9 protein-coding genes are annotated in these 11774 nt (G+C 67.9%); 3 read left to right on the top strand and 6 right to left on the bottom strand.

Translation table 11 applies throughout. The annotated features are described in order from the left end of the window. Positions 1-93 precede the first annotated feature (93 nt). Together ACOCEP_RS30020 and ACOCEP_RS30025 are read left to right on the top strand one after the other, a co-directional pair. Positions 94-1731: an ABC-F family ATP-binding cassette domain-containing protein gene (locus ACOCEP_RS30020; protein ID WP_482332449.1), complete on the top strand. Its 1638-nt coding sequence runs from the start codon at positions 94-96 to the stop codon at positions 1729-1731. A gap of 314 nt (positions 1732-2045) precedes the next feature. Further along, positions 2046-3134: an IS110 family RNA-guided transposase gene (locus ACOCEP_RS30025; protein WP_482332450.1), complete on the top strand. Its 1089-nt coding sequence runs from the start codon at positions 2046-2048 to the stop codon at positions 3132-3134. Between the two features lie 342 nt (positions 3135-3476). On the opposite strand, the gene ACOCEP_RS30030 is transcribed toward ACOCEP_RS30025, so the two are convergent. The 6 genes from ACOCEP_RS30030 to ACOCEP_RS30055 form a co-directional block, all read right to left on the bottom strand. After that, a complete protein-coding gene (locus ACOCEP_RS30030) occupies positions 3477-4298 on the bottom strand; it encodes a carbohydrate ABC transporter permease (RefSeq protein WP_482332451.1) in 822 nt (273 codons plus the stop codon). After that, positions 4295-5182, bottom strand: a complete 888-nt coding sequence (locus ACOCEP_RS30035) for a carbohydrate ABC transporter permease (RefSeq protein WP_482332452.1) — start codon at positions 5180-5182, stop codon at positions 4295-4297. Before ACOCEP_RS30035 ends, ACOCEP_RS30030 begins: the two co-directional genes overlap by 4 nt. A 7-nt stretch (positions 5183-5189) precedes the next feature. Next, positions 5190-6461, bottom strand: a complete 1272-nt coding sequence (locus tag ACOCEP_RS30040; protein ID WP_482332453.1) for an extracellular solute-binding protein — start codon at positions 6459-6461, stop codon at positions 5190-5192. A gap of 138 nt (positions 6462-6599) precedes the next feature. Next, positions 6600-8714 (bottom strand): alpha-galactosidase, encoded by a 2115-nt coding sequence (locus ACOCEP_RS30045; protein ID WP_482332455.1) that lies wholly within the window; start codon positions 8712-8714, stop codon positions 6600-6602. A gap of 123 nt (positions 8715-8837) precedes the next feature. Next, on the bottom strand, positions 8838-9275 hold the full coding sequence (locus tag ACOCEP_RS30050) for a PPOX class F420-dependent oxidoreductase (RefSeq protein WP_482332457.1): 438 nt from the start codon (positions 9273-9275) through the stop codon (positions 8838-8840). Positions 9276-9308: 33 nt separating this feature from the next. Further along, positions 9309-10256: a methionyl-tRNA formyltransferase gene (locus tag ACOCEP_RS30055; protein WP_482332458.1), complete on the bottom strand. Its 948-nt coding sequence runs from the start codon at positions 10254-10256 to the stop codon at positions 9309-9311. Positions 10257-10393: 137 nt separating this feature from the next. Here ACOCEP_RS30055 and ACOCEP_RS30060 point away from each other — a divergent pair, with 137 nt between their 5' ends. Beyond that, positions 10394-11737 (top strand): lysine N(6)-hydroxylase/L-ornithine N(5)-oxygenase family protein, encoded by a 1344-nt coding sequence (locus tag ACOCEP_RS30060; RefSeq protein ID WP_482332459.1) that lies wholly within the window; start codon positions 10394-10396, stop codon positions 11735-11737. Positions 11738-11774: the final 37 nt, after the last annotated feature.

Below are 11774 nucleotides of genomic sequence, written 5' to 3' on the forward strand. Positions count from 1 at the left end.
CAGGCTACCCACGTTCCGTGATCGCTTGGATACTTCCCACTCTTCCGAGGGACCACGAGGTGTTCAATCGGCCCCCGTAGACTTACCGATCTCATGAGCGCCACACTCGTTGCCAAGAATCTCGCCGCCGGTCACGGCGACCGCGTTCTGTTCTCCGGGCTCGACCTGGTCGTCGCTCCCGGCGAAGTGATCGGCCTCGTCGGGGTCAACGGCGCGGGCAAGTCGACCCTGCTGAAGACCCTCGCCGGCCTGGTCCCGCCGGAAGAGGGCAGCGTCCGGCTGAACCCGCCGACGGCCACCGTCGGTCACCTCCCACAGGAGCCGGAACGCCGTGAGGGTGAGTCGGTCCGCGCGTTTCTCTCGCGGCGCACCGGCGTCACCGCCGCGCAGGCCGCGCTCGACGCCGCCACCGAAGCGCTCACCGCGGGCGAACCCGGCGCGGACGACGCGTACGGTGTCGCGCTCGACCGCTGGCTCGCGCTCGGCGGGGCCGACCTGGACGACCGGGCGGACGAGGTCGTCGCGGATCTCGGGCTCACCGTGAACCTCGACCAGCCGATGCTGTCGCTGTCGGGCGGGCAGGCGGCCCGCGCGGGAATGGCGTCGCTGCTGCTGAGCCGCTACGACATCTTCCTGCTCGACGAGCCGACCAACGACCTGGACCTCGACGGGCTGGAACGGCTGGAGCGCTTCGTGACCGGCTTGCGCGCCGGCACCGTGCTCGTCAGCCACGACCGGGAATTCCTCGCCCGCACCGTGGACCGGGTCGTCGAACTCGATTACGCGCAGCAGCAGGTGCGGACCTACGGCGGCGGCTACGAGTCGTATCTGGAGGAACGGGCCGTCGCGCGACGGCACGCCCGGGAGGAGTACGAGGAGTACGCGAACACCAAGGCCTCGCTCGAAGCGCGTGGCGCGATGCAGCGTTCGTGGATGGAGAAGGGCGTCAAGAACGCCCGGCGCAAGGCCACCGACAACGACAAGGTGGGCCGCAAGTTCCGGAGCGAGGCGACGGAGAAGCAGGCGTCGAAGGCCCGCCAGACCGACCGCATGATCGAGCGGCTCGAAGTCGTCGAGGAACCGCGCAAGGAATGGGAACTGCGGATGGAGATCGCGGCGGCGCCCAGGGCGGGCGCGGTCGTGGCGACCCTGCGCGGCGCGGTGGTGCGGCGGGGCGAGTTCACCCTCGGCCCGGTGGACCTGCAGATCGACTGGGCGGACAAGGTCGCGATCACCGGGGCGAACGGCGCCGGGAAGTCGACGCTGCTGGCGGCGCTGCTCGGCCGGGTCCCGGTCGACGAAGGCGCCGCGTCACTCGGTTCCGGTGTCGTGGTCGGCGAGGTCGACCAGGCGCGGAAGTTGTTCCTCGGCGATCTTCCGCTGGTGGAGGCCTTCGCCCGCGAGGTCCCGGAACTGGCCGACGCCGAGGTGCGGACGCTGCTGGCGAAGTACGGGCTCAAGGCCGCGCACGTCCTCCGGTCCGCGGCCACGCTGTCGCCGGGGGAGCGGACCCGGTCCGCGCTGGCGCTGCTGCAGGCGCGCGGGGTGAACTTGCTCGTGCTCGACGAGCCGACGAACCACCTCGACCTGCCCGCGATCGAGCAGCTGGAATCGGCGCTGGCGGAGTATCCGGGGACGCTGCTGCTGGTGACGCACGACCGCCGGATGTTGGACGCGGTCGCGACGACGCGGCGGCTGGAAGTGGCCGACGGCAAGGTCACGGAACTCTGAGCACTGATTGAGCCGTAGGGCAAAGGTGGCGTGTTCGGGTGCTTGCTGGATGCGGGCTTCGGTGTCGCGAAAGCCACAGTGATGATGATGTGTGTGGATGGAGACCGCGGAGGGTTTGACCCGGAAAGCCACTGACGCCCTGGTTGGGGTTGTCTTGCGAAAGATCTGTGGGCTCTTTGTGGGCTCTGTTCATGCACGTGACCAGGCCGGGGGATGTGACTTGATAGGAGCCTGTGCCACCAGGACACCCATCACTGTGTTGTCCGTCCCCGCCGGCCCGGTACGTGCCATCCGTCGACCGATCGAGACACGGAATGGCAGAGACCAGGATGACCGATCAGCAGCATGCCGTCGACCTGACCCGGGTGACCGGTGGGGTCGATACCCATAAAGACACTCACACCGCGGCCGCGGTCGACGGGCTCGGCCGGGTGCTGGACACGCGTGCGTTTCCCGCTACCACCGCCGGCTACACCGCGCTGCTGGCCTGGCTGAGGGACTTCGGCGTGGTGACCGCGGTGGGGGTTGAGGGCACAGGCTCCTACGGCGCCGGGCTGGCCCGCCACCTGGCCGCCGAGGGTGTCCGGGTGGTGGAGGTCAACCAGCCGGACCGGCATACCCGCCGCCGCAAAGGAAAGACCGACACCCAGGACGCGATCAACGCCGCCCACGCCGTGGTGTCAGGCCGCGCCGACGCGACCCCCAAGGCCGGGACCGGGCCCGCCGCGGCGATCACCGCCCTGCGCGCGGTGCTCAACAGTGCGGTCAAGTCCCGCACCGCGGCCCTCAACCAGCTCGACGCCCTGATCGTCACCGCCCCTGCCGCGCTGCGCGAATCTTTGACCCGGTTCACCGGAAAGGCCCTGATCACCGCCTGCGCCCGGCTACGGCCTTGCTCCGACCTCACCAGCCCCGCCACCGGCACCAAGACCGCGCTGCGCCGTCTCGCACGCCGCATCCAGCACCTCACCACCGAGATCACCGACGCCAAAGCAGACCTGAAAACACTGACCCAGCAAGTCCTGCCCGCCACCACCACCCTGTTCGGCGTCGGCCCCGGCACCTCCTCCCAACTCCTGGCCACCGCCGGGGACAACCCCGACCGGATCGACACCGAAGCCCGGTTCGCGCACCTCTGCGGCACCGCCCCCATCAACGCCAGCAGCGGCCGCACCGACCGCCACCGTCTCAACCGCGGCGGCGACCGCCACGCCAACGCCGCCCTCTACCGCATCGTCATCGTCCGCCTACGCCACTGCCCCCGCACCCGCGCCTACCTCGAACGCCGCACCGCCGAAGGCATTCCCAAACGCCACATCATCCGCTGCCTCAAACGCTACGTCGCCCGCGAAATCCACAAAGCCCTCACCACAGACCTAGCAAACCTCGCCAACACCCCTTGACATCTATAGGAGCATCTTTCGGGACATGTGACGTCGCGAAAGTGGCTTTCGGGACGTGTCCGAGCCTTCCGTCGCCCAGAAGGACCGCACCACTTGTGGCGAAGGGGACTTTCGTCGCGTGCGATGAGGGGAAAGCTCCCTTCACGGACTCGCCACCCGACAGGACACCTTTGCCCTACGGCTCACTAAAAGCGGCGGGGTCGTCGGCCGGATGACGCCGGGCTGTCGCGAAAGCCACTTTCGCGACGTCTGATGTCCCGAAAGTGGCTTTCGCGACAGGGGTACCGGGGCGCCTGGGGAACGCGCACAGCTGAGCATTCAGAGGACTGAACGCGGCAGGGGTCAGCCCTTGGTCGCGCCGCCGGTGAGTCCCTTCACGAACTGCTTCTGCAGCGCCAGGTAGAAGATCAGCACCGGGAACGTCGCCAGGAACATCAGCGCGAACACGCTCCCGAGATCCGCCTGGTACTGCCCGATCGACCGGTAGATCCCGGTGGTGACCGTCGTGCCCTGGCTGGGGCCGAGGATGATCAGCGGATCGATGAAGTCGTTCCAGATCCACACCCCGAGGAAGATCAGCACACTCGCCGTGGCCGGGCGCAGCAACGGGAACACGATCCGCCAGAACACCTGAGTCCGGCTCGCGCCGTCGAGCAGCGCGGCCTCTTCGAGTTCCACCGGCACCCCGCGGATGAAGCCGGTGAACACGAAGACGCCGAACGGCACGTAGTAGCCGACGTTGAACAGCACCAGACCCTGGATCGTCGCCATCAACCCGGTCAGCCGCAGCACCTCGGTGACCGGGATCAGGATCACCTGGGGCGGGATCATCAAGCCCGCCAACAGGATCAGCGTGAGCACCTTCGTCCATCGCCGGGCCGAGCGCGCCAGATAGTGCCCGAGCATGGCCGAGAGCACGGTCAGGACGACGATCGACAGCAGGGTGACGACCACGCTGTTCGCCAGGCTCACCCAGAACAGGCCGTCGGGCCGCGTGAGGACGGCGTTGAGGTTGGCCAGCGTCGGTGGCAGCGGGACCAAGGCCGGCTCCTGGGCGATCCGATCGCCGGGTTTGAAGACGTTGACGACCACGTAGTACAGCGGCACGGCGAAGAGCGCGCTCGCCAGGATCGCCGCGGCCGGCCGGGGCCACTTCGCGGTCACAGGTCCACCTCCCGCCGCCGCAGGAACCGCAGCACGATCGTGGTCAGGACCGCCACGATCACCAGCATCACCACGGCCATCGCCGACGCGTAGCCGACGTGGTTCGCGTCGAGTCCGGTGGCGAGGACGCCGAACGCGACGGTGGCGGTGGTCCCCGAACCCGGCCCGCCGTTGGTGACCACCTTGACGTGGTCGTAGGTCTTGAAGGCCGAGATCAGCAGGACCACGGTGTTGATCGTCAGCGACGGCGCGAGCAGCGGCCACGTCACCGCGCGGAACCGCCGGACCGGTCCGGCGCCGTCGATCTCCGCGGCCTCCAGGAGCTCGGCCGGAACACCTTGCAGGCCCGCGAGATACACGACCACACAGAACCCCAGCAGCTGCCAGCACACGATCGACGCGACCGAGTACAGCGCGAGATCCGGATCCGAAAGCCAGCCCGGTGGGTGCTCGACGCCGAGGGCGCGGAGCAGGTCGTTGACCGGGCCCCGGTCGTCGAGCAGTTTCGTCCAGATGATGCTGACCACGACCGAGCTCAGGATCACGGGCGTGAAGAACACGCTCCGCAAGACGTTGTACAGCCGTCCTTTCCGGTCGAGCAGCAACGCGACGCCGAGCCCGAGCACGTTCGGCACGACCACGACGATCACGGTCAGGATCGTGGTGACCCGCAGCGAGGTCAGGAATTGCTCGTCCTGGAACAGCAGCCGGTAGTTCTCGAGCCCGACGAACTCGGCGGGCGGGTCGAACGGATTGTGGTTCGTCAGGCTGTAGCCGAAGCTGATGAGGATCGGCGCCATGACGAAACAGAGGTAGATGACGACACCGGGCGCGCCGAACGAGGCGAAATGCCACATTCGCGGCAGGATCGGTTTCCTCCCCATCGCGAGGTCAGCGCGCCTTCGCCCATTCGGTGTCCAGGAACGCACAGGCGTCGGCCACCGTTTTGCGCCCGGTGATGACGTCCTGCGCGGCCTGGTAGACCTTGTCCTTCATTCCCGGGAGGAGGCCGTCGTCGGCGGTTTCCCAGCTGAAGGCGTTCACGATCGCGTTCTTCGAGACGGCTTCCCGGTACAGGTCGTAGCCCGCCTTGAAGACCGGGCCGACGCCGGCGGGCGGCGTGTAGCCCTTGATCGCGGGGAACAGGCCATCGGCCTTGACCGAGGCGTCGATCTGCTCCTTGTCGAGCTGGAACGCGAGCGCGAACTTCTTTGCCGCGTCGAGGTTCCGCGATTTGGCGTTGACGACGATACCGCCACCGGTATAGGCGGGCACCACGAGTTTCCCGTCCTCGGAGGGGAAGGTGAAGACGCCGATTTCGAACGGCGGCTTCTTGGCGTCGGCGCTGGCGGCGAACCAGTTGCCCATCGGGTACATCGCGCCCTCACCGTTGAGGAAGGCCGCCTCGGTCGCCGAGTAGTCCCGGGAGACCTGGGTTTTGTCGAGGTATCCCTTGGCCACCAGATCGGCGAACTTGCCGAACGCCCGCTGGAACGGCGGATCGGTGAACTTGACCTTGTCGGCCCGCCGCTGGGAAAGCCAGTCCGGCGTTTCGCCGTAGACGTCGACGCTGACCAGGCCGTCCAGCAGCATCGCGGACGGGAATCCTTCCTTGCCACCGCCGATGGTGAAGGGAGTGACGCCCTTCGCCTTCAGTTTCTCCGACGCGGCGAGGAGTTCGTTCCACGTCTTCGGCGTCGACGTGATCCCGGCGTCGGCGAAGAGTTTCTTGTTGTAGTAGATCGGCGGGATGGTCTGGGTGTTGGCGGGCAACTGGTGGTGACCGCCCCTGATCGGGTTGGCCGCGGGGAACTGGAAGTCCTTGAGCTCCTCGGGCGTCCACGCGTAGAGGTTGCCCGATTCGGCGAAACCGGCGGAGTCGACGGCGATCGCGACGTCGGGGAACTGGCCGGACTGCAACAGCTGCTTGGCGTAGCCGGTGCGGTCGGTCGACGGGGCGACCAGTTTCTTCACCCTCAGCCCGGGATCGCGGTCCGTGACGCGTTTGATCGCGGAGTCCCAATAGGACGGTGGAAGATTCGGTGTCTCGAACGTCAGGAAGGTGATCTCGTCGCCGGAGGCGTTCGTCCCGCCGCCGACGGCGCATCCGGCGAGGCTCGCGGCGAGGAGTAGCGCGGCTCCCAACGCGAAGGACCTTCTCATGCCCCAGTCACCCTTCTCGCGGCGATGCACGGCGTCTCATATACGACGGCATTCGATCGGATGTCTAGGGGGATGTCAAGCGGCTTCCGAGGCGTCAGCTGGGCGAAAATGGGTGATACATCTGATCTATCGACGGGCTTAGAGCTTCGTCAAGCGGATCACGACACTGGCGAAATCCCCGTCCGGGAGTCCAGGGAGCAGGCCGTGTGCCAGGAGTGAGGCGCCGTGCCACACCTTTCCGGTGTCCTCGTCGCGGTAGCGGGCGGAGGGGTCGAGACCGTCGAGCCGGACAGGCCGTTCGTGAGTGTGGAAATGTGCCGCTTGCCGGAACACGAACACCACCGCGCGTCCACCGTCGGCCGCCACGTACTGCAGCGCGGAGACCCCGTCGGTGGCGGGCGGCAGGAGGCGGTGGAGCCTGCCGTGCTGGACGATGGGCCGGATCTCCTTGTACAGCGCGATCTGCTCGCGCGCGTGGGCCAGATCCTCGTCGGACCAGCGCACGATGTCGCCGCCGATGCCGAGCACTCCGGCCATCGCGACGTGGAACCGGAAGCGCAGCGGCGTGGATCGCCGGGTGACGAAGTTGGGATCGTCGGTGACCCAGGCCGACATCGCGCGCGCCGGGTACACCTGGCCGTAGCCGTGCTGGATGACGAGCCGGTCGAGCGCGTCGGTGTTGTCGGAGGTCCAGACCTGGTCCGTCCTCGCCATGATCCCGAGGTCGATCCGGCCGCCACCACCGCCGCACGCCTCGATCCGCAGCGCGGGGTGGCGGGCGCGCAGGCGGTCCATGATCGCGTAGACCGAGCGGGTGTGCTCCACCCACAGCCGGTCCGGATCGCTGTCGGCGGGCCATCCCGCCTCGCTGAACGGGCGGTTCATGTCCCATTTCAGGAAGTCGATCCCGTGCGTGCCGACGAGGGAGTCGAGCGTGCCGAACGCCCACTCGGCGACGTCCTGGCGGGCGAAATTGAGCACCAGCTGGCGCCGCAGCTCCGATCGTGTCCGATGTGGATGGTGGAGGACCCAGCCGGGATGGGCGCGATGGAGATCGCTGTCCGGATTGACCATCTCGGGTTCGACCCAGAGCCCGAACTTCATGCCGAGGCGGTGCACTTCGGCGACGAGGGGTTCGAGGCCATCGGGGAACTTGTCCCGGTTCACCTGCCAGTCGCCGAGTCCGGCGTGGTCGCCGTCCCGGGCGCCGAACCAGCCGTCGTCCACCACGAACAGTTCCACCCCGAGTGTCGCCGCCTTGTGCGCCAGCGCCCGTTGGCCGGCCTCGGTGACGCCGAAACCCGTTGCCTCCCAAGAGTTGTAGAGCACCGGCCGGAGCTCACCGGGATGCGGGAGGACGTGGCCGATCGTGTACGCGTGCCAGGCGCGGCTCGCGGCACCGAATCCGCCGTCGGTGTACAGCCCGGCGAAAACCGGCGTGGTGAGCGTGTCGCCCGGTGCGAGCTGGGGGACGACGCCGTCTTGACCGAAACCGCCGGTCACGGTGAGGCGGCCGGTGGACGAGCGGGTGGTGGTGATGCGCCATGAACCGCTCCAGGCGAGCGCGGCGCTGTAGACCTCGCCGTGCCGCTCGGTCGTCTCGCCGTCGTCGAGCATCACCCATGGATTGGCGTGATGACTCGTGATCCCGCGTCTGCTGCCGAACGTCGTTTCGCCGTGGGGGACCGGCTCGCGGAGCAGCTGGCTCTCGGCTGCCCAGCGGCCGGTGACGTGGCTGATCCGGTAATCGGGCCGGTCCGGCACGACCCAGGTCGCCGAATCGGCCCGGATGATCTCGATCGGGCCGTCGGTGCCGTCGGTGCCGTCGTGGGCGAGTTCGGTCCAGCGCTCGATGACGTCGGTGCCCCCGGGGACGCGATAGCCGAGCGTGATCCGAAGGGGGTAGTGCCGATCGCGGAAGCGGACGCGCAGCTGTCCGCCGTCGATGTCGTGGCCGAGGTAGCGCCATTCGAGGGCGCGGGTCCCGTCGGCGAACCGGACCTGGAGGGCGGGGGTCCAGTACCGCGTGCCTCCGTCGGCGGCGAGTTCGTCGAGTCCCTCGTTGGGATCGTTGAAGGCGTCCCAGCGTTCCTTCGTCCGGGGGAGGACGTCGGCGAGCTGACCGGCGGTGAGCGCCGGGCCCCAGTGGACGTGGGAGGGCGTGTCGTCCTCGGTCAGCCTGAGCGCGTAACTCGTGGATGCCGTGCTGATGAGCCAGGAACGGGTGTCGTCGTCGAAAACGATCTCGGCCACGGGGGCCATCCTGGCGCCGAACGGTGGCGGCGGCCAGAATGCTCCCGCTCGGCGGTACATCGGGCCTCGTGAGTGGTTAGGACGGTTCTAACCGCCCTTACCACTCACGAGACCGAAGGTGCTTCAGCCGCCGACCTTCGCGATCGCCACGAAATGCTCCGGCCGCACCCGCACGATCACCTTCCCCGGAGAAGTCGCGTAGGCGAGCCAGCCGTCGATGGCCTCCTGCCCCGCCTCGCCGAGGTACCGCCGTGCGATCGACTCCGAACCCGCGCGAACGCCGTCCGGGTCCGAGACGATCTCCGCGATCCCCTCCACACTCACGAACGAGTAAGGCGGAGCCGGGTCGTCGGCGACCACCGACACACGCGGATTTTCCTTGAGCGCCTTGCCTTTGACGGAGTCCGCGCCCAGGTTGACCAGGACGTCGTCGCCGTCGAGGGTGAACCAGATCGGGACCGCGTGCGGCCTGCCGTCCGGGCGGACCGTCACGAAGACGGCGGTGCGGGTTCCTTCGGCGAGGAAGGCACGGCGCTGCTCGTCGGTCATCTTCTCCGGCATGACTTTCCCTCCAGGTCGGACCGTAGGTACAGCCTAGGGGCGCGAGGTGAGATAGCCACCCATCGTGCGGAAGTACTCGTTCGCCGCCAGTTCGGTGCCGTCCTCGGTCCGGACCCGCTCGATGACGAGACCGTGCGACCGGCCACGGCGCGACTCCGGCCCGGCGACGATCACGACACCTTCACCCTCACGGATGAAGATCCGGCCGGGGGTGCCGCCGTAGTGACCCGCCGACACCGACGAACGGAGCACGCGCAGCTGCTTCCCGCGGTGGTAGGTGAAGGCGTTGGGGTACGGGTCGGACTGCGCGCGCACGAGCCGCTCGATCTCTTCGGCGGGCCAGGACCAGTCGATGAGGCTGTCTTCGAGGGCGCGCTTGTGGAAGAAGCTGGCCTTCGACCGGTCCTGTTTGACCGGCGTGTAGTCCCCGCTCGCGATCAGCTCGATCGCCTCTGTGGTGATCGGCGCGATGAGATCCACCGTCCGGTGGAACAGATCGGTCGTCGTGTCCTTCGGGCCGACCGGCACGGAGCGCTGGAGCACGATGTCACCCGCGTCGAGGTCGGCGTCCATCATGTGGGCGGTGAGGCCCACTTCCTTCTCACCGTTGATGAGCGCCCAGATCAGCGGCGAGAAGCCGGCGTAGGCGGGCAGCAGCGAGTCGTGGACGTTCAGCGTGCCGTACCGCGGCATCTCGAAGATCTCGGGCGGCAGCCAGGTCCGCCAGTTGTTGGCGACGATCAGGTCGAGATCGGCTTCCTTCAGCTCCGCCAGCAGTTCCGCGTCGTCGGGACGCTGCCGCAGCAGCGCGCGGATCCCGTTCTCCTCGGCGAGGTCCGCGACGGAATCGGACCAGATCTTCTCGTAGGCGTGGTCGCTCTTCGGGTGGGTGACGACGAGGGCGACATCGTGGCCCGCGTCGATCAAGGCCCGCAGGGTGCGGTGTCCCCAGGTCTGGTATCCGAACATGGCGACCCGCATGGGACCGGCCTCCTCCTGGTCGAGGGATGAACATCACCACTGAAAGTACTAGTTGAGCCTCACCTAACTTAGGTTAGGGTTCCCTGGTCTTTGTAACGAAGTACCGAGATGCGGCTGAGCCGCGCTAGGGGTTCAAGATGGCACGAGCAGTGGTCGGTGAACGGGTTCCGGTCTACGACGTGGTCGGGGTCGGGTTCGGTCCCTCGAACCTCGCGCTCGCCATCGCCGTCACCGAGCACAACGCCGCGCCGGGGGCCGAGACCGTCACGGCCCACTTCCTCGAGCGCCAGGTGCGTTTCGGCTGGCACCGCGGGATGTTGATCGACAACGCGACCATGCAGGTCTCCTTCCTCAAGGACCTGGCGACGATGCGGAACCCGACGAGTTCGTTCAGCTTCCTGTCGTATTTGCACAGCAAGGACCGATTGGTCGATTTCATCAACCACAAGAACCTGTTCCCCTTGCGGATCGAGTTCCACGACTACTTCGAATGGGCGGCCGAAAAGGTCGACGACCTGGTTTCGTATGGCACGGAAGTGCTCTCCGTCACGCCGGTGTTCGACGGCGACGAGATCGTGTTCTTCGACGTGCACGCCCGCACCGACGGCGAACTGGTGAACCTGCGCGCCCGCAATCTGGTGATGGGCACCGGCCTGCGCCCGAATCTCCCCGAAGGTGTGACGCCGGGCACACGGATCTGGCACAACAGCGAACTCCTGCACCGGCTGGAGGGAATGGCCGCCGAGGAGCCGCGCCGGTTCGTCGTCGTCGGTGCCGGCCAGAGCGCGGCCGAAGTGAGCGCGCTGCTGCACGACCGCTTCCCGCGGGCCGAGGTGTGCGCCGTGTTCGCGCGCTACGGCTACAGCCCGGCCGACGACAGCGCGTTCGCCAACCGGATCTTCGATCCCGAAGCGGTCGGGCGGTTCTACGAGGCGCCGGAAGCGGTCAAGGACCGCCTGATGCGCTACCACGGCGCGACCAACTACTCGGCCGTGGACATCGAACTCATCGACGAGCTGTACCGGCGCGTCTACCGCGAGAAGGTCCAGGGGATTGAGCGGCTGAAGCTGATCAACGTCTCGCGTCCCACCGAGGTCACGGACACCGGCTCCGACGTGCGGGTCACCGTCGAAGCGCTGGAGACGGGAGAACGCACCCGGCTCGACGCCGATTTCGTCGTGTACGCCACCGGGTACAGCCCGGCCGACCCGACACCGTTGCTCGGTGAGCTGGCATCGGCCTGCGCGCGCGACGACGAGGGCAGGCTCCGGGTCGAACGCGACTACCGCATCGTCACCGAGCCGCCGCTGGACGGCGGGATCTACCTCCAGGGCGGCACCGAGCACACGCACGGCATCACGTCGTCGCTGCTGTCGAACACGGCCGTCCGGGTCGGCGAGATCCTGCAGTCCATTGTGGACCGGCGGGCCGCCGGGGCGACCCGGCCCGAGTACGCGGTGAGCGGGACCGGGCCCGCTTGAGGCCCTGACGATCCCGAAGGCACTGAACGGTGGAGGC

The sequence above is a fragment of the Amycolatopsis sp. CA-211722 genome (genome assembly GCF_056828465.1).

Coding starts and splice junctions, on each gene's coding strand:
- ACOCEP_RS30060 (WP_482332459.1), top strand. CDS start 10,394: ATGGCACGAGCAGTGGTCGGTGAACGGGTTCCGGTCTACGACGTGGTC.
- ACOCEP_RS30055 (WP_482332458.1), bottom strand. CDS start 10,256: ATGCGGGTCGCCATGTTCGGATACCAGACCTGGGGACACCGCACCCTG.
- ACOCEP_RS30020 (WP_482332449.1), top strand. CDS start 94: ATGAGCGCCACACTCGTTGCCAAGAATCTCGCCGCCGGTCACGGCGAC.
- ACOCEP_RS30050 (WP_482332457.1), bottom strand. CDS start 9,275: ATGCCGGAGAAGATGACCGACGAGCAGCGCCGTGCCTTCCTCGCCGAA.
- ACOCEP_RS30040 (WP_482332453.1), bottom strand. CDS start 6,461: ATGAGAAGGTCCTTCGCGTTGGGAGCCGCGCTACTCCTCGCCGCGAGC.
- ACOCEP_RS30035 (WP_482332452.1), bottom strand. CDS start 5,182: ATGGGGAGGAAACCGATCCTGCCGCGAATGTGGCATTTCGCCTCGTTC.
- ACOCEP_RS30025 (WP_482332450.1), top strand. CDS start 2,046: ATGGCAGAGACCAGGATGACCGATCAGCAGCATGCCGTCGACCTGACC.